The 17,549-nt window shown below is 73.4% G+C and carries 14 protein-coding genes; 12 read left to right on the top strand and 2 right to left on the bottom strand.

Translation table 11 applies throughout. The annotated features are described in order from the left end of the window. Positions 1–25 precede the first annotated feature (25 nt). Positions 26–514, bottom strand: a complete 489-nt coding sequence (locus tag AB0F61_RS20235) for a YbaK/EbsC family protein (RefSeq protein ID WP_357811814.1) — start codon at positions 512–514, stop codon at positions 26–28. A gap of 442 nt (positions 515–956) precedes the next feature. On the opposite strand from AB0F61_RS20235, the gene AB0F61_RS20230 reads away from it, so the two are divergent. The 12 genes from AB0F61_RS20230 to AB0F61_RS20175 all read left to right on the top strand — a co-directional run bounded on the left by AB0F61_RS20230 (position 957) and on the right by AB0F61_RS20175 (position 14,738). Then, positions 957–1,406, top strand: a complete 450-nt coding sequence (locus AB0F61_RS20230) for an SAV_6107 family HEPN domain-containing protein (RefSeq protein ID WP_357811812.1) — start codon at positions 957–959, stop codon at positions 1,404–1,406. Between the two features lie 102 nt (positions 1,407–1,508). Then, complete coding sequence (locus tag AB0F61_RS20225; RefSeq protein WP_357811810.1) at positions 1,509–2,234, top strand: hypothetical protein; 726 nt, start codon at positions 1,509–1,511, stop codon at positions 2,232–2,234. Beyond that, entirely contained in the window at positions 2,231–3,958 is a 1,728-nt protein-coding gene (locus tag AB0F61_RS20220) for a DNA polymerase Y family protein (protein ID WP_357811808.1), read from the top strand. Before AB0F61_RS20225 ends, AB0F61_RS20220 begins: the two co-directional genes overlap by 4 nt. Positions 3,959–4,066: 108 nt before the next feature. Beyond that, entirely contained in the window at positions 4,067–7,462 is a 3,396-nt protein-coding gene (locus AB0F61_RS20215; RefSeq protein ID WP_357811806.1) for an error-prone DNA polymerase, read from the top strand. Between the two features lie 96 nt (positions 7,463–7,558). Beyond that, positions 7,559–8,911, top strand: a complete 1,353-nt coding sequence (locus AB0F61_RS20210; protein WP_357811804.1) for an extracellular solute-binding protein — start codon at positions 7,559–7,561, stop codon at positions 8,909–8,911. Between the two features lie 6 nt (positions 8,912–8,917). Further along, positions 8,918–9,865: a sugar ABC transporter permease gene (locus AB0F61_RS20205; RefSeq protein ID WP_357811802.1), complete on the top strand. Its 948-nt coding sequence runs from the start codon at positions 8,918–8,920 to the stop codon at positions 9,863–9,865. Continuing rightward, a complete protein-coding gene (locus AB0F61_RS20200) occupies positions 9,862–10,038 on the top strand; it encodes a hypothetical protein (RefSeq protein ID WP_357811799.1) in 177 nt (58 codons plus the stop codon). Before AB0F61_RS20205 ends, AB0F61_RS20200 begins: the two co-directional genes overlap by 4 nt. Then, on the top strand, positions 10,035–10,958 hold the full coding sequence (locus AB0F61_RS20195) for a carbohydrate ABC transporter permease (RefSeq protein WP_357811797.1): 924 nt from the start codon (positions 10,035–10,037) through the stop codon (positions 10,956–10,958). Before AB0F61_RS20200 ends, AB0F61_RS20195 begins: the two co-directional genes overlap by 4 nt. 9 nt (positions 10,959–10,967) lie before the next feature. Then, a complete protein-coding gene (locus AB0F61_RS20190) occupies positions 10,968–11,735 on the top strand; it encodes a methyltransferase domain-containing protein (protein ID WP_357811795.1) in 768 nt (255 codons plus the stop codon). Beyond that, complete coding sequence (locus tag AB0F61_RS20185; protein WP_357811793.1) at positions 11,732–12,898, top strand: nucleotide pyrophosphatase/phosphodiesterase family protein; 1,167 nt, start codon at positions 11,732–11,734, stop codon at positions 12,896–12,898. Before AB0F61_RS20190 ends, AB0F61_RS20185 begins: the two co-directional genes overlap by 4 nt. A 62-nt stretch (positions 12,899–12,960) precedes the next feature. After that, the gene (locus AB0F61_RS20180; protein ID WP_357811791.1) at positions 12,961–14,223 is read left to right on the top strand and encodes a DNA polymerase IV; all 1,263 of its coding nucleotides are present in this window, start codon (positions 12,961–12,963) and stop codon (positions 14,221–14,223) included. Between the two features lie 116 nt (positions 14,224–14,339). Further along, entirely contained in the window at positions 14,340–14,738 is a 399-nt protein-coding gene (locus AB0F61_RS20175) for a DUF3040 domain-containing protein (RefSeq protein ID WP_357811789.1), read from the top strand. A 330-nt stretch (positions 14,739–15,068) separates the two neighbouring features. On the opposite strand, the gene AB0F61_RS20170 is transcribed toward AB0F61_RS20175, so the two are convergent. Next, positions 15,069–17,546 carry a DUF3488 and transglutaminase-like domain-containing protein gene (locus AB0F61_RS20170; RefSeq protein ID WP_357811787.1) on the bottom strand — a complete coding sequence of 826 codons (2,478 nt, stop codon included), beginning with the start codon at positions 17,544–17,546 and terminating at the stop codon, positions 15,069–15,071. Positions 17,547–17,549 lie beyond the last annotated feature (3 nt).

The following is a 17,549-nucleotide window of genomic DNA, read 5'->3' as shown; positions in this document are numbered from 1 at the left end:
CTGCTGTCCCTGCTCGTCGGCTCGTTCACGCCACCTCGGCCGGGCTGCCGGCGGTGACCCGCAGCAGCTCGGCGTAGGTGGTCGGGAAGACCGCCTGCGGTACGCCGCCCGCGGCCCAGATCTCGGGGTACGTCGCCAGCGCCGTGTCCACCAGGGTGCGCAGCGGGTGCGGGTGCCCGAGCGGGGCGACCCCGCCGATCGGCTGCCCGGTGTGCGCCTGGACGAACGTCGGGGTGGCCCGGCGCAGTCGGGTGACCCCGATCGACGCGGCCAGGCCGGCGGTGTCCACCCGGTGCGCGCCGGAGGTGAGCACGAGCAGCGGCGTGTCGTCCGCGTCGAAGATCAACGAGTTGGCGATCTGGCCGACCTCGACGCCGAGCGCCTCGGCGGCGGCTGCCGCGGTGGGCACCGCGTGGGGCAGCAGGCGGATCGTGCTGGGCTCACCGGCGCCGTCGAGCGTGCCGGCGGCGGTGAGCGCGTCCTGCACCGCCCGTACGTTCGGGTGTGGCTGCATCCCGCCATTCTTCCCGGTCCGCTGGGGCCCGGTTCAGCCGGCCGGCACGGCCGGCGCGTCACACGTTGCATTTTCGTCGGTGGGGAGGTGTACTGTCAGCAGCAGTTAGAACGAGTGTTCGATTGCCTCGAACGCCCGTTCCAACCAGCCGGAGCGCGGCGTTTCGCGGCGCCAGCTCTGGGCGGTGCGGCTCCGCGGGCCGCACCTGGGTTTCCGGGCAGTCGCGAGCCTGGTCCCGACAGGCAGGAGCGTCGCCCGCCGCCCACGACCCCCGGGCAGCGGGCGACGCACCCGCCGGTACGCCGGCCGGGTGTGGTGTGGGGAAGCGTCCACACCCGGCCGGCCACACCCGGTGCGTCTTCCTCCGCACCACCCGACCTCGGCGTCTCGTCGGCGGCACCAATGCGCCGAGGCGACGCCCGGCCACGTGGAGGAGACACCCATGCCGACCAACCCGGCCCAGGCACCGACGGTGCCGGCGCACGTGCTGCCGCACCGCACCCCCGCCCAGCTCCTCATGTTGGCTCGGCGCGGGCTGGTCGAGGCCGGCCAGACCCGACCTGACGGTCTGCGCTACGCGGCTGCCCACCTGGCGGCGCTGCGCGCGGCGGCCGCCCTGCTCGCCGCCCGGGCCCGGCCCGCGCCGAGCCGGCGCAACCGGATCACCAGCGTCTGGGTCCTCCTCTGCGCCGTCGCTCCGGAGCTCGACGAGTGGTCCCGATTCTTCGCCGCCGGGGCCAGCAAGCGCGCCGCCGCCGAGGCCGGCATCCCCCGGGTGGTCAGCGCCCGGGAGGCCGACGACCTGCTCCGCGCCGCCGAACAGTTCGTCACGGTGGTGGAGACCGCGCTGGGTATGGCCCACCAACCGGCCCTGGACGGCCTCGCCGCATGATCCCGCCGTGCCACCGACCGCCCCGCGGGGGGAGCCGGGCGGCCGGTGGCACGGCGTGCCGGTCCTGAATGTGATCCACAGCAACGACGGGGGGTTGGTCCAATGGCGGGCCGCATGGTGGTCGGTTCCGCCGCACTTGCCGATCTGGTGCGCCCGGCGAGCGCACCCGACCCGGTCGGTGGCCATCGGGTGCTGCCGGTGGCACCCGAGCTGACCGGTCTGCTGCCCAACCGCGGCCTGCGCCGGGGGAGCACCATCGCGGTTGCCGCCGGCCAGCCCCAGCGCAGCGGCGGCACCTCGCTGATGCTGGCCCTGCTCGCCGAGGCGTCCCGGGCCGGCTCGTGGTGCGCCGTGGTCGGTGTGCCGACGTTCGGTGCGGGTGCGGCCGCCGAGCTGGGCATCGCCCTGGACCGGTTGGCCCTGGTGCCGAATCCCGGCCCGGAGTGGGCCACCGTGGTCGCCGCGCTTATCGACGGGGTGGACGTCGTGGTCACCACAGTGCCGGCCACGGTCTCCGCCTCGGTCGCCACCCGGTTGGCCGCGCGGGCCCGGCAGCGCGGCAGCGTGCTCGTCCCGTATGGCCGGTGGGACGGCGCGGACGTGACACTGCAGGTGGTCCGTGGAGTGTGGGAAGGGCTCGGTCAGGGCCGGGGGCGGCTGCGCCGCCGGGAGGTCACCGTCTCGGCGCGTGGGCGCGGTGCGGCCGCCCGACCCAAGGAGATCAAGGTCTGGCTCCCGGGTGACGAGCTGACCCGGGTCATTCCCCGCTCGGTGCCCTCGACCGTGGGCCGACCGGCCACGCCGCTCGCCCTGGTCGGTCGGGGGTGACCGGTTCTCCGGCACGCACTCTGTTGTTGTGGTGCCCAGACTGGCCGGTGCTCGCCGCCGAGATCGTCGACGGGGTGCCGGCGACCGGCCCGGTCGCCGTGCTGCACGCCAACCGGGTGGTCGCCTGCTCCGAGCGGGCCCGCGCCGAGGGGGTACGCCGAGGGCTGCGTAAGCGGGAGGCGCAGGGTCGTTGCCCGCAACTCACAGTCGTGGAGTACGACCCAGGCCGGGACGCCCGGGCGTTCGAGCCGGTGGTCGCCGCGGTGGAGGAGTTGGTCGCCGGCGTGGAGGTGGTCCGTCCGGGCGCCTGCGCGGTGGCCGCCCGGGGGCCGGGCCGTTACCTCGGCGGCGAGGAGGCGGCCGCCGAGCGGATCATCGAGCATGTCGCCCAGTCGTGCCTGGTGGAGAGCCAGGTCGGCATCGCCGACGGGGTGTTCGCGGCCGGGTTGGCCGCCCGCGCCGGCCGGGTGGTGGCACCGGGCGGGACACCGGAGTTCCTGGCCGGGTTGCCGGTCGAGGCGCTCGGCCGGTCGGCGCTGGCCGACCTGCTGCGCCGGCTGGGGGTGCGTACCCTCGGCGACTTCGCCGCGTTGCCGGCCGGCGACGTGTTGGCCCGGTTCGGGTTCGACGGAGCGTTGGCCCACCGGCTCGCGGCCGGGCGTGACCACCGCCCGCTCGCGGTCCGGCAGCCACCGGCCGACCTGACGGTGACCGCTGGGTACGACGAACCGATCGACCGGGTCGACGCGGCGGCGTTCGCGGCCCGCGCGCTGGCCGAGCAGTTGCACGAGGGGCTGGCCGGGCACGGGCTGGCCTGCACCCGGCTCGGCATCGAGGCGGTCACCGAGCACGGTCAGGAGTTGCACCGGGTGTGGCGGCACGACGGCCTGCTCACCGCCGCGGCCATCGCCGACCGGGTGCGCTGGCAGCTCGACGGTTGGCTCTCCGGCAGCAACGGTCGTACCGGGGCCCGACCGGCCCGGCCGACGGCCGGCATCATCCGGTTGCGGCTGGTCCCGGCCGGGGTGATCGCCCAGGCCGGTCTCCAGGCCGGCCTGTGGGGGGAGGCCGGCGAGGAGCGGGAACGGGCACACCGGGCGTTGAGCCGCGTGCAGGGCATCCTCGGCCCGGAGGCGGTGGTCACCGCGGTGCTCGGCGGTGGTCGCTCCCCGGCCGACCAGGTGCGACTGGTGCCGTGGGGCGACGAACGCCTCCCCACCCGTCCCGGCCCGGCGCGGCTGCCCGGCGAGCCGATCCCGCGTCCCGGCCCGGCGCGGCTGCCCGGCGAGCCGATCCCGCGTCCCGGCCCGGCGCGGCTGCCCGGCGAGTCGATCGCCAGCGGCGGTGGCCGGGCCGTCGGTGCCGGTCGGCCTGCCGACCGCGGTGCGGGCGGGGTGCCGCCGTGGCCCGGCCGGCTGCCGGCGCCCGCACCGGCGGTGGTGCTGCCCAGCCCGCTCGCCGCGACGGTGCACGACGCCGCCGGCGAGCCGGTGGTGATCAGCGCGCGGTTGGCGGTGAGCGCCCCACCGGCCCGGCTGGTGGTCGGTGCCGGCCGGCCGGCGGAGATCGTGGGCTGGGTCGGCCCGTGGCCGGTGGACGAGCGGTGGTGGGCCCCGGCCGAGGCGCGGCGGCGGGCCCGGTTCCAGGTCTGCCTGGCCGACGGCGCCGCCCTGCTGCTCGCCGTCGAGGCCGGGCAGTGGCTGGTGGAGGCGATCTATGACTGAGCGTCCAGCCGGGCTTGATCGACTCGGCATTCCGGAAGTCGGGGTGTCCCGCCGCCCCGGACAGCCCGACTTCCCGGAGGTCGAGTCGATCAGGGCGGGGGTGCGGGAATGAGCTTCCACAACCCGAAGATGCCCTGGTCGGAGCTGGAGCGGGTGCTCTCCGGGCGGGCCGGCGGCGGCTCCGGCGGGTCGGGCGGCTCCGGCGGCGGGCGGTCGCGCGAGGAGCGGCACCTGCACGTGGTGGACCCGCTCGCCGTGGACGCCGACGGGGGCGACTCCCCGGCCTGGAGCCGTCGGCGCGAGCAGTACCAGCCACCGGAGCTGACCCGCCCGGACGAGGTGGTGCCCTACGCGGAGCTGCACGCGCACACCAACTTCAGCTTCCTCGACGGTGCCAGTCACCCGGAGGAGCTGGCCGAGGAGGCGGCCCGGCTGGGGCTCACCGCGCTCGCCGTCACCGACCACGACGGCTTCTACGGGGTGGTCCGGTTCGCCGAGGCGGCTCGCACCTTGGGCCTGCCGACCATCTTCGGCGCGGAGCTGTCCCTCGGACTGCCCGGCCCGCAGAACGGCGAACCCGACCCGCACGGCGCGCACCTGCTGGTGCTCGCGCACGGCCACGAGGGGTACGCCCGGCTGGCGACCACCATCGCCCGCGCCCAGTTGCGCGGCGGGGAGAAGGGCCGCCCGGTCTACGGAGACCTGGAGGAGGTCGCCGCCGAGCTGCGCGACCACGTGCTGGTGTTGACCGGCTGCCGCAAGGGGCACGTGCCGGGGGCGCTGCTCACCGAGGGGGTGGACGCGGCGGCCCGCGAGCTGGACCGGCTGACCGCGCTCTTCGGCGCGGAGACGGTCGCGGTGGAGCTGACCGACCACGGTCATCCCATCGACGCCGACCGCAACGACGCGCTCGCCGGGCTGGCCGCCGCGGCCGGGTTGCCGACGGTGGCCAGCAACAACGTGCACTACGCCAGCCCTGGCCGGCGTCGGCTGGCCACCACCGTCGCCGCCGTCCGGGCCCGCCGCAGCCTGGACGAGATCGACGGGTGGCTGCCCGCCGCGGCCACCGCCCACCTGCGCAGCGGCGCGGAGATGGCGGCCCGGTTCGCCACGTACCCGGGTGCGGTGGCTCGGGCCGCCGAGTTCGGCGCCGAGTTGGCCTTCGACCTCCAGCTCGTCGCGCCGCAGTTGCCGGCGTACCCGGTGCCGCCGGGGCACACCGAGATGAGCTGGCTGCGCAAGCTGACCGCCGACGGTGCGCACGAGCGCTACGGGCCGCCGCAGGCGCACCCGGCGGCGTACGCGCAACTCGACCACGAGCTGAACATGATCGAGGAGTTGGGCTTCCCCGGCTACTTCCTGGTGGTCTACGACATCGTCACGTTCTGCCGTGAGCAGGACATCTACTGCCAGGGTCGGGGTTCGGCGGCCAACTCGGCGGTCTGCTACGCGTTGCGGATCACCAATGTGGACGCGGTCCGGCACCGGCTGCTCTTCGAGCGGTTCCTCGCCCCGGAACGCGACGGCCCACCGGACATCGACGTGGACATCGAGTCCGACCGCCGGGAGGAGGTGATCCAGCACGTCTACACCCGCTACGGCCGGGAACACGCCGCCCAGGTCGCCAACGTCATCTCCTACCGGCCCCGGTCGGCGGTGCGGGACGTGGCCAAGGCGTTCGGCTTCTCACCCGGGCAGCAGGACGCCTGGAGCAAGCAGATCGACAGGTGGGGCTCGGTCGCCACGGTCGACGTCGAGAACATCCCCGAGCAGGTGGTGGAGTACGCCAACGAGTTGCAGACGTTCCCCCGGCACCTGGGCATCCACTCCGGCGGCATGGTGATCTGCGACCGGCCGGTGATCGAGGTCTGCCCGGTGGAGTGGGGGCGGATGCCCGGGCGCAGCGTGCTCCAGTGGGACAAGGACGACTGCGCCGCGGTCGGCCTGGTCAAGTTCGACCTGCTCGGCCTCGGCATGCTCTCCGCCCTGCACTACGGCTACGACATGATCGGCGAGAGCCTCGACCTGGGTGACATGACCCTGGACGACCCGGAGGTCTACGACATGCTCTGCCGGGCCGACTCGGTCGGGGTGTTCCAGGTGGAGAGCCGCGCCCAGATGGCCACCCTGCCCCGGCTCAAGCCCCGCGAGTTCTACGACCTGGTGGTCGAGGTGGCGCTGATCCGGCCCGGCCCGATCCAGGGCGGTTCGGTGCACCCGTTCATCAGGCGCAAGAACGGCCAGGAGCCGGTGACGTTCGCGCACCCGCTGATGCGCAACGCCCTGGAGAAGACCCTGGGTGTGCCGCTGTTCCAGGAGCAGTTGATGCAGCTCGCCATCGACCTGGCCGGCTTCGACGCGGCCGAGGCCGACCAGCTTCGCCGGGCGATGGGCGCCAAACGCTCGGTCGAGCGGATGACCCGCATCGCCGACCGGCTCTACGCCGGGATGGCCGAGCGGGGCATCACCGGCGAGCTGGCCGACGACGTCTACCGCAAGCTCACCGCGTTCGCCAGCTACGGCTTCCCGGAGAGCCACGCGATGAGCTTCGCCTACCTGGTCTACGCCAGTTCCTGGCTCAAGCGCTACCACCCGGCGCCGTTCCTGGCGGCGCTGCTCAACGCCCAGCCGATGGGCTTCTACTCGCCGCAGACCCTTGTCGACGACGCCCGCCGGCACGGGGTGGAGGTCCGCCGCCCGGACATCAACGCCAGCGGGGCTCTGGCGGTGCTGGAGTCCACCCCGGACACCCGGTGGGGCAGCGGGCCGGGGGAGCCGCCGCACGCCTGGGGGCTGGGCGGCCCGGCCGTCCGACTCGGCCTGTCCAGCGTACGGACCCTCGGCGCCGACGTGGCCGAGCGGATCGCGGCCGAGCGGGACGCCGGTGGGCCGTACCGGGACATGCCGGATCTGGCCCGGCGGGTCGGTCTCACCGCCGCGCAACTGGAGGCGCTCGCCACCGCGGACGCCTTCGCCTGTTTCGGGCTGACCCGGCGGGAGGCGCTCTGGGCTGCCGGCGCGGCGGCCCAGGACCGGCCGGGCCGGCTGCCCGGCACGGTGACCGGCGCGGCGGCGCCCACGTTGCCCGGGATGGAGGCGGTGGACCGGCTGGTCGCCGACGTGTGGGCCACCGGGCTGTCCCCGGAGAGCCATCCGGCCCGGTTCATCAGGGGTCAGCTCGACGTGCTCGGCGCGGTGCCGATCGCCCGGCTGGGCCGGGTGGAGCCGGGGCAACGGATCCGGGTCGGCGGCATCGTCACCCACCGGCAACGTCCGGCGACCGCGGGCGGGGTCACCTTCCTCAACCTGGAGGACGAGACGGGGATGCTCAACGTCACCTGCTCGCCCGGGCTGTGGCAGCGCTACCGGCGGGTGGCCCGGACCAGCGCCGCGCTCGTGGTGCGGGGGCGGTTGCAGCGGCACGAGGGGGTGACCAACCTGGTCGCCGACCGACTGGACGCCATCGAGCCACCGGTCAGCCCCGCCTCCCGTGACTTCCGGTGACCGCGCGCCTACCCAAATATCACGTTTGAGGTTCGCGTAATGAGGAGAAGTGCAGGTCACGCGGGCGATGTGGCGCGCGTGGACTCGGGAGGACGCATGGCACGGACACTGCGGGCGACCGCGTTCGCCGGGGTGCTCACCCTGGCGCTCGCCGGCTGCGGAGGAGTCGGCGGCGGTGGCGGCGACACGGGAGGCGGCACCGCCACCAAGGGCGCGCTCAGCACCATGGGTTTCGGCTTCTCCGACGAGATCGCCACCACCCGGGTCGACGCGTTCAAGCGGGACCATCCCGACGTCGACCTGAAGGTCACCGAGGGGGCCTTCGACGAGCAGCAGTTCCTCTCCGCAGTCGCCTCCGGAAACCCGCCGGACCTGGTCTACATGGACCGCAAGCTGATCGGCACGTACGCCAAGCGCGGCTCGATCCAGCCGCTCACCGACTGTGTCAAGAAGCAGGACATCAACCTGGACCAGTACCGCCCGGCGGCCCGCGCCCAGGTCACCCTCGACGACACCGTCTACGGCATTCCGGAGTTCTCCACCGTCCGGGTGGTCTACCTCAACGAGGGGTTGCTCAGGCAGGCCGGCCTGACCGCCGACCAGGTCAACCTGGCCGACTGGGCGGCGCTGCCCGCGCTCAACGCCCGGTTGGCCGCGGTCTCCGGGGGTCGGCTCTCCCGGATCGGCATCGACCCGAAGGTCCCGGAGTTCCTCCCGATGTGGGCCAAGGCCAACGGTGTCGACATGCTCTCCGCCGACGGCCGCACCGCCAGGCTGGACGACCCCAAGGTGATCGAGGCGCTGACCACCGGGGTCAACCTCATCCAGCAGCAGGGCGGCTGGGGCAAATTCAAGTCCTTCCGGGACACCTTCGACTTCTTCGGCGCGCAGAACCCGCTGTCCAAGAACCAGATCGTGGCGTGGCCGATGGAGGAGTGGTTCCTCAACCAGGCCGCCAAGAACAGCCCGAACGCCGAGTTGGTGGTCAAGCCGTTCACCGACCGGCAGGGCAAGCCGCTGACCCAGTCCGGTGGGCAGGCCTGGGTGATCACCAAGGGTGCGAAGAACCCGGACGCGGCGTGCGCGTTCGTCAAGCAGATGACCGCCACCGACACCTGGGTGGCCGCCGCGAAGGCCCGGGTGCAGGCCCGCAAGGCCGCCGGCCAGCCGTTCACCGGCGTCTACACCGCCAACGCCGAGGCCGACAAGAAGATCTTCGACGAGCTGTACCAGCCGACCGGCAACAAGCGCTTCGACGACGCGGTGGCGACCATCCGCTCGGTGCAGGACGTCGCGTTCGCGCTGCCCGCCTCACCGGCCGGCGCCGAGTTCGACAAGGCGTACTACGACGCGGTCAACCGGGTGCTCGCCGGCCAGGCCCAGCCCGCGCAGGCGTTGCAGCGAGCCCAGCAGGAGGCCACCGCGGCCCTCGACAAGGCCGCGAAGTAGCCAAAGATGGCCACCGTCACCGCTCCTGCCCCGGGCCGGCGTCGTCGTACGCCGCTGGCCCGGCGGGAGGCCCGCTGGGCGTACCTCTTCCTGGCGCCCTGGATCATCGGGTTCCTGATCTTCTACGCCGGGCCGATGGTCGCCAGCCTCTGGTTGAGCTTCACCGAGTACGACGTGATCAACCCACCGGAGTACACCGGGCTGGACAACTACCGGGAGCTGATGAGCGACCCGGCGGTCGCCCGTAGTCTCGGCAACACCGTCTACTACACGGCTCTGCACGTGCCGCTGGTGATGCTCATCTCGCTGGGGCTGGCGCTGCTGCTCAAGCGGGTCGGCCGGCTGCAGGGCTTCTTCCGGACGGTCTTCTACCTGCCGGTGATGACCCCGGCGGTGGCGGTCGGCATCCTCTTCCTGCTGCTGCTCAACACCCAGGACGGCCTGATCAACCGGGCGCTGGGCCTGGTCGGGTTCGACGGTCCGAGTTGGACCACCGACCCGCACTGGGTGATGCCCGGCATCATCCTGATGAGTCTGTGGAGCCTCGGCTCGACGGTGATCATCTATCTGGCCGCGTTGCAGAACGTGCCCCGTGACCTGTACGAGGCGGCGGCCATCGACGGCGCCGGCCCGTGGGCGCGGTTCCGTTCGGTCACCCTGCCGATGATCTCCGGCGCGCTGTTCTTCACGCTGATCGTCAACACGATCGCGTCGCTGCAGATGTTCACCGAGGTCTACACCATGTACTTCGGCAACCGGCAGACCCAGAACTCCTTCAACAGCGACGCGGCCAGTTTCTACGTCATCCACCTGTTCCAGGAGGCGTTCCAGTTCCTGCACATGGGCTTCGCGTCGGCGATGGCGTGGCTGCTTTTCGTGATCATCTTGATCATCACTCTGATACAGGTGAAACTCAGCAACCGGTTCGTGTACTACGAGGGAGAAGACAAGTGACGGGCATGATGGGCCACAACGGCGTGGCCAACGCGCGACGCACCCGACTGACCGCCGGCTGGGTGCCCGAGCAGCACCTTGAGCCGCGCGAATACCAGGTCACCGACGGCCCGGTCGCCAACGCTCGGCGGTCCCGGGCCGAGGAGGACCCGGCGGCCGGGGCCGTGTCGTGACCACCGCCGTCGAGCGGGGCGCCGCGTCGCCGGTGTCCGGCATCTCGCCGGGCCGGCCGGCGGCGCCCCGGTCGGCGGCCGTGGAGGGCCGTCGGCCTCGCTGGCAGCGAGCGCTCTTCGTGGTGACGCTCGTGGGTGCCGCGGTGGTCTTCATGCTGCCGTTCGTCTGGCTGGTCAGCGCCTCGCTACGCCCCCGCGAGTACGTCTTCGCCCCGGGTTTCCTGCCCACCCCGTTCGCCCCGGAGAACTACGCCGAGGCGTGGCAGGCGGTGCCGCTGCTGACCTGGTTCGGCAACAGTGTGGTGGTCGGCGTGGCCGCCGCCGCGGCGGTCACCCTCTCCAGCGCCTGGGTGGCCTTCGGCTTCGCCTACTTCCGGTTCCCCGGCCGCAACCTGCTCTTCGGGCTCGTGCTGGCGACCATGATGCTGCCGTTCGCGGTGACCATGATCCCGACGTACCTGATCTGGTCGAACCTGGGCCTGACCGACACCCAGGTGCCGCTCTGGGCGGGCAACCTGTTCGGCTCGGCGTTCTACATCTTCCTGCTGCGGCAGTTCCTGCTGTCGCTGCCCCGGGAATACTTCGAGGCCGCCCGGATGGACGGGGCGAGCTACCCGCAGCTCTTCTGGAAGCTGGCCTTCCCGTTGATCCGGCCGGCGCTGCTCGTCGCCTTCGTCTTCGAGTTCAAGGCGAGCTGGACGGACCTGCTCAAACCGCTGATCTACCTGCGCAACGAGCAGCTCTACACCCTGCCGCGCGGGCTCAAGGTCGTGCTGGACCGGTTCGGTTACGGCGGCGAGCAGCAGTGGGAGATCGTGCTCGCCGGCAGCGTGCTCGCCACCATCCCGATGATCATCCTGTTCTTCCTGGCCCAGCGGCACTTCGTCGAGGGCATCGCCACCACCGGCCGTAAGGGCTGACTGGACCGGGTGACTAGGCTCGTCCGGGTGGAGCAGACCCGAGGCCGGTTCGCCGGGCCGCCGCTGACACCCCGTACCGCAGTGATCTGGTCGGTGCTCCGCGCCGAGCTGGACCGACGCGGCGACGCCGAGCTGACAGTGCTCGACGTGGGCGGCGGCACCGGCGGTTTCGCCGTCCCGCTGGCCCGCGCCGGGCACCGCGTCACAGTGGTCGACGCCAGCCCCGACGCCCTCGCGGCGCTCACCCGCCGGGCCGCCGAGGCCGGGGTGGCCGACCGGATCGCCGCCGTGCAGGGCGACGGTGACGCCCTCGCCGGGCTTGTCGAACCGGCCGGCGTCGACCTGGTGCTCTGCCACGCCGTGCTGGAGGTGGTCGACGACCCGACGCCTGTGGTGTCCGCGCTGGCCACCGCGCTGCGTCCCGGCGGCGCGGCAAGTGTGCTGGTGGCCGGCCGGGCCGCCGCCGTGCTGGGCCGGGCGATGAACGGGCACCTGGACGTGGCGACCGCCCTGGCCGCCGATCCGGCCGGCACCGCCGGGCCGCGCGACACGCTGCGCCGGCGCTACGACGCCCCCGGCGCCGCCGCGCTGCTCAGCGCCGCCGGGCTGGTCGTCGAGGAGATCCACGGGGTACGCGTGCTGGCCGACCTGCTGCCGGCCGCGGTCGCCGACGGCCAGTCCGCCGCGGTGGTCGAGCTGGAACGCGCGTTGGCCGCCCAACCGCCGTACCGGGACCTGGCCGCCCAACTGCACCTCTTCGCCCGCCGACCGGCATGAGCGACTCGCCGACCCCGGCGCCGCTGGCCGTCCTCGGGCCGGACCACGGCGGCGGCCGTCTCGCCGACGTGCTGCCCAGCGCGCTCGCCGTGCTGGGCGTGCCCGGCTCGGCCGACCCGCTCGGGCTGGCCCCCACCCTGGCCGGGGTACGCCGGATCGCCGTGCTGCTTGTCGACGGGCTCGGCTGGTACCAGGTGCCGACCGCCGCCCCGTACGCGCCGACGCTCGCCGGGCTCGCCGCGACGGTGGGCCGGCCGCTCATCGCCGGGTTCCCGTCCACCACCCCGACGAGCCTGGTGTCGCTGGGCACCGGCGTGCCGGCCGGCGCGCACGGGGTGCTCGGCTTCACCGTGCGGGTGCCCGGCGCGGACCGGGTGCTCACCCACACCGACTGGGCCGGGGATCCGTCGCCGCTGAGCTGGCAGCCGGTGACCACCCAGTTGGAGCGCGCCCGCGCCGCCGGTGTGACGACGACAGTGGTGAGTCGGCCGGAGTTCGGCGGCAGCGGGCTGACACTGGCCGCCAACCGGGGTGGCGACTTCCGGGGCGCCGCCGGCGGGGACGCGGTGGCCGCCGCCATGCTGGCCGCGCTGGCCGCTGGCTCCGGGCCGACGCTGGTCTCCGGCTACCACGCCGACCTGGACCGGCACGGCCATGTCAGCGGCGTCGACTCGGTGCCCTGGCGGGTCGCCGCCACCGAGGTGGACGCGCTTGTCGCCCGGCTGGTCGACGGGCTCCCGCCGGACGCGGCGCTGCTGGTGACAGCCGACCACGGCCAGCTCGACATCCCCGCCGCGCACCGCTTCGACCTGGACACCGACAGCCGCCTGCGCGACGGGATCCGGGTGGTCGCCGGTGAGGCCCGGGTGCGGTACCTGCACGTCGTGCCGGGCGCGCTCGACGACGTGGTGGCCGCCTGGTCGGCAGTCCTCGGCGACGCCGCGCGGGTACGCACCCGCGACGAGGTGGTGGCCACCGGCTGGTTCGGGCCGGTGCCCGAGGACCACCTGGGTCGCATCGGCGATGTGGTGGTGACCTGCAACGACACCTACGCGGTGATGGCCAGCCGCACCGAGCGGCCGATGGCGTCGAAGCTGGTGGCGTACCACGGGTCGGACACCGCCGCCGAGCTGACCGTGCCGCTGCTCGTCGTGCGCGGCTGACCGGGGTACGGCCCGGCCCGTCGGCGGCTGGTGGTGTCGTACCTCCGGGTTAACCTGCCGGGATGGGCCGCAGTCAGTCGTTGCCCCGGGGTGGCGGGGATCCGCGCTTCGGGCCGGATGCCGACGACTCGGGCAGCCCGATCCTGCACGTCGACATGGACGCCTTCTTCGCCGCCGTCGAGGTGCGCCGTCGCCCCGAGCTGCGCGGTAAGCCGGTCATCGTCGGCGGGGTAGGGCCGCGCGGGGTGGTCAGCTCGGCCAGCTACGAGGCCCGCCGGTACGGCGTCCGCAGCGCGATGCCGACCAGCCAGGCTCGGGCGCGCTGCCCGCACGCGGTCTACCTGCCACCGGAATTCGCCGCCTACACGGCCGCCTCCCGGGCGGTGATGCAGATCTTCCGGGACGTCACCCCGCTTGTCGAGCCGCTCTCCCTCGACGAGGCGTTCCTCGACGTCAGCGGCGCCCGCCGGCTCTTCGGCTCCCCGGCCACCATCGCCCGGCTGATCCGCCGACGGGTCGCCGAGGAGCAGGCGCTCACCTGTTCGGTCGGGGTGGCGCCGAGCAAGTTCGTGGCCAAGCTCGGTTCCACCCGGGCCAAGCCGGACGGCCTGCTGGTGGTGCCCCCGGGCCAGGTGCTGGAGTTCCTGCACCCGCTGCCGGTGGACGCGCTCTGGGGGGTGGGGGAGCGGGCCGCGGAGTCGCTGCGCCGGCTCGGCCTGTCCACCGTCGGCGACCTCGCCGAGGCCCCGCTGGGCATGCTCCGCAAGGCGGTCGGCGCGGCGTCGGCGGCCCACCTGCACGAGCTGGCCTGGGGACGGGACCCGCGCCGGGTCAGCCCCGAGCACGTCGACAAGTCGATCGGCGCCGAGGTGACCTTCGACGTCGACGTGGCCGACCCGCTGGAGATCCGCCGCGCGTTGCTCGCGCTCAGCGCCAAGGTCGGCGTCCGGTTGCGCGGCTCCGGGCAGGTCGGGCGCACCGTCGCCCTCAAGGTGCGGCTTGCCGACTTCCGCACCGTCAGTCGTTCCCGCACCCTCGACGTGCCCACCGACACCGCCCGCGAGATGTTCGACACGGTCTGGGCGCTCTACACCGCACTGGACCCGGGCGAGCGGATCCGGCTCGTCGGTGTCCGGGTGGAGGGGCTCGCCCCGGCGCAGGGCGCCCCCCGGCAGCTCACCCTCGGCGCGCCCGAGCGCGGCTGGCGGGAGGCGGAAGCTGCCGCCGACGCCGCCGCTGCCCGATTCGGGCGGTCCGTCATAGGTCCGGCCAGTCTGATGGGCGACCGTGACGCTCACCGAAAGGAAAAACCATCCCACCCGTAGGTCGTCCCGCTTTCCGACGCGCGAGCCCCCTCGTAGACTTGCGGGTAAGCAGCCGGTTGGCTGCCACGGTCTGTCGGCCCGAGTGGGCCCGACCAACGTGACCGGGGAGGAGTGCCGTGCCGCTCTCGGAGCACGAGCAGCGGCTGTTCGAGCAGATCGAGCGGTCGCTTGCCGAGGACCCCAAATTCGCCTCGGCCGTGCGCGCCAGCGATCCGCGCTTCCATGCGCGGCGTCGCCTGCTCGTCGCCGCCGGCGTCGTCATCGCTGGCTTGGCTCTACTGGTCTACGGGGCGGTGATCAAGACTCCACCGCTGGCGGTGGCGGGCTTTGTCGTCATGCTGGCCTCGGCCGCGTACGCGGTGCAGTCGCACCGACGGGCGCAGTCACCCGACCTGCACGTGGTGGGCGGCACGACGAGTCGTCGTCGCCCCCGCGGTGGCCGGTCCGGTCGCAAGTCGTCACTCCTGGACCGCATGGAGGACAGGTGGCGGCAGCGCCCGGAGGGGCACCGCTGAGTCGGTTCCGCCGCTGAGGCGGGCCGAACGCCGCGACGAGCGGGTCGCCGGGCACAGGCCCCGGCGACCTCGGTCGTATCCGCGCGCCCTTTTCCGCTGAGTGACCCATCGCTGCCCGCAGCTGCGCCGTTGTGCGCGTTCGCGGGCCGCTGGCACGTGCTCGCGTGCTGGGTTGCCGATGCCTTGATCAAATGACGAAAAGTAGACCTGGCGATGCTCCCCGACCTACTTCTCATCACTTGATCAAGCCGTTGGGCGGGGCGGGGCGGGCGTAGCCGGGGCGGGGTGGCGGTTGGTGGACCGCCCACCCCGCCCCGGAACGGATGTTGCTCAGCGGGCCGCTCGGTCCGCCAACAGCCGTCGAGGGTTCCAGCGCAGCAACCGATACCGGGCTCGCCCGGTCAGCGCCACCATCCGGCCGGACGTGTCCGCCATGCTGGTCCGCCACCGCAGCAGCACCGACGGCGGCAACACGGCGGCGACCAGGCGGGTGCGTCGGTCGGCCCGTGCGGCCAGCGCCCCACGGACCGCGCGTAGCGCCGGCAGCAACCGCTCACCGGTGAGCGGGTCCCGTGCGTAACGGGCTCGCTCCTCGGCCTGGCCGAGCAGCCGCGCCGACCCGGTCGCGGCGGTGTCGTCGCCGAGGGTGTCCCGGACCAGCCGGTCCGCGGTCGCCCGGGGCGTCTCGGTCAGGTCGACCGGCACCCGGAAGTCCACCATCGTGTCGAGCAGCTCCGCCCAGGCGGCGTGTGCGTCCGCGCGGGCCCGGTCGGCGTCCACACCGACCACCACCACCCGCGCCCCCGGCTCGACACCGTCGCCGAGGGCCGCCGTGGAGGCCGCCTTGGCGCTCGCCGGCTGGACACCGCGTCGGCGGCGCAGCGCCAACCGGCGCAGCGCGGGGATGGCCAACAGTGCCAGCAGGGCCAGCAGCCCCGCCGTCCACCAGGGCCAGACCGGTGGCTGCTCGGTCGGCGTGGTGCCGCCCAGGGACAGCCCGTCGTCGATGTCCCGGTCGGCGTTGTCGGGCCCGGCCGGGCCGGCCGACGCCTCGGGGCCCGTCGGGGTGTCCGTGACGCCGGTGCCCGGGGCGGTTGGTTCCGGCGCGTCAGTGTCCGGTGCCCAGGCCGATCGGGTGGCCCCCGGCACCCCGTACGTCGGGGTGGCGTCGAACGGCACCCAGCCGACCCCGGCGAAGAAGACCTCGGTCCAGGCGTGCAGGTTGAGGTTGGTGAGCGTGAACGTGTCACCGTCGCGTTTGCTGCCGTTGGTGAACCCGAACGCCACCCGGGCCGGGATGCCCGCCGCGCGGACCAGCCACGCCATCGCGGCCGCGTACTGCTGGCAGTAGCCGACCTTGTTGGTGAGGAAGTTGACGATGTCCTGCCCGCTGCTGCCGCTCTCGGTGCTCAGCCGGTAGCTGAACCCGTTGTCCGACGAGAAGTGCTGGTAGATCGCCAACACCCGGTCGTAGTCGGTGCGCTTGCCCTCGGTCAGCCCCTTGACCAGCTCCTCCACCTCGGGCACCGGCCCGGGGGTGGCGGTCATCTGCCGGTTCAGGGGGTGGTCGGCCGGCAGCGGTGGGGTGGCCCGCAGCGTCGCCGGCGAGTACGTCGAGCGGACGTAGTCGAAGGAGTACTTCCGGCCCCGGGAGTTTTCCCGGTTGGAGAAGACGACCTGCTGGTTGGGGTCGTAGAGCCAGTTGCCGCTGAGGTCGTCGGTGCGCACCGGCTCGGCGTACACCGGCATCAGCGCCATGCTCAGGCTCTTGGTGACCTCGACGGTGGCCCGGTAGGTGGTCTGCTGCACGCCGGGGCGGACCCGCTCGGCCGGGTTGGGCAGGTCCCGGTTGGCCGGCCGGCCGCTCGGGTTGCGCGCCTGGAAACCGCTCGGGCGCAGCTCGTCGGCGACCGCGTAGCGCAGGTAGAACGGGTCGGGCTCGGAGGTGGTGACCTTGACCAGGTCGGCCACCTGGGACTGGTTGAGCTGACCGGCGAGCGAGGCGAACAGGTCGATCCGACCCGACGTGCCGCCCGGACCGGACCCGTTGCCGGTGCCGTTGCCCTGACCTCGGCTGAGGGAGTCGAGGAGCCCACCGCTCATGCCGGGCACCGCCAACGGCAGCGCCACCGCCAGCACCACCCCGACCACCGCGAGCCGACGACCGGCCGACGCCAGCGGCGAGGACTCCCACACGTCGACGTCGCGGCCGTCGCCGGTGAACCGGCGCCCGAACCTGCGTACCCGGTCGACGTTGTCGGTGACCAGCAGCCAGAGGTAACCGGCGGCGCCCACCACGAACGGCGTCGCGGGCACGCTGTCCACGTAGACGGCGACCGGCACCGAGTAGATGGCGAGCATCGGCAGCCCCGCCAGCGCGGGCCGGCGCAGCCCCACCGCCAGGACGTCCACCAGTACGGCGACCGCGCCGACGCCGAGGACGGCGATGAACAGCAGCGGGTCGGTGTCCGGGACCTCGACTCCGTACGAGCGCATGTCCTGCAACGAGCCGTTGAGCAGGTCGGCGAAGTGCGCGAACGTGCCCGGCGTGGGCAGGATGCCGAGCAGTTCCTCGTTGCTGGGGAACAACCAGGTCAGGGCGAGGGCCAAGCCGGCAAGCATGCCCAGCACCTGACCCCACAGTGGTGCCCGGACGAGCCTGGTCAGCGCGGCCGCACCGGCCACCACGGCGACCGCGATGATCGACTCGACGAGCCACGTCCAGCTCTGGAAGATGGCCGACAGCGGCGCGGCGGCCAGCAGCGTGGCCGTGGCCGCGACCAGGCCGATGTTCCGACTGGCGATCATGAG

Origin of the sequence: Micromonospora sp. NPDC023888, assembly GCF_040639415.1 — a bacterium.
GTDB lineage: Bacteria > Actinomycetota > Actinomycetes > Mycobacteriales > Micromonosporaceae > Micromonospora.
The sequence above is the reverse complement of the archived record's forward strand: the minus strand, read 5'-3'. Positions and strand labels throughout refer to the sequence as shown.

Coding starts and splice junctions, on each gene's coding strand:
- AB0F61_RS20185 (WP_357811793.1), top strand. CDS start 11,732: ATGAGCGACTCGCCGACCCCGGCGCCGCTGGCCGTCCTCGGGCCGGAC.
- AB0F61_RS20170 (WP_357811787.1), bottom strand. CDS start 17,546: ATGATCGCCAGTCGGAACATCGGCCTGGTCGCGGCCACGGCCACGCTG.
- AB0F61_RS20215 (WP_357811806.1), top strand. CDS start 4,067: ATGAGCTTCCACAACCCGAAGATGCCCTGGTCGGAGCTGGAGCGGGTG.
- AB0F61_RS20180 (WP_357811791.1), top strand. CDS start 12,961: ATGGGCCGCAGTCAGTCGTTGCCCCGGGGTGGCGGGGATCCGCGCTTC.
- AB0F61_RS20235 (WP_357811814.1), bottom strand. CDS start 514: ATGCAGCCACACCCGAACGTACGGGCGGTGCAGGACGCGCTCACCGCC.
- AB0F61_RS20205 (WP_357811802.1), top strand. CDS start 8,918: ATGGCCACCGTCACCGCTCCTGCCCCGGGCCGGCGTCGTCGTACGCCG.
- AB0F61_RS20225 (WP_357811810.1), top strand. CDS start 1,509: ATGGCGGGCCGCATGGTGGTCGGTTCCGCCGCACTTGCCGATCTGGTG.
- AB0F61_RS20210 (WP_357811804.1), top strand. CDS start 7,559: ATGGCACGGACACTGCGGGCGACCGCGTTCGCCGGGGTGCTCACCCTG.
- AB0F61_RS20230 (WP_357811812.1), top strand. CDS start 957: ATGCCGACCAACCCGGCCCAGGCACCGACGGTGCCGGCGCACGTGCTG.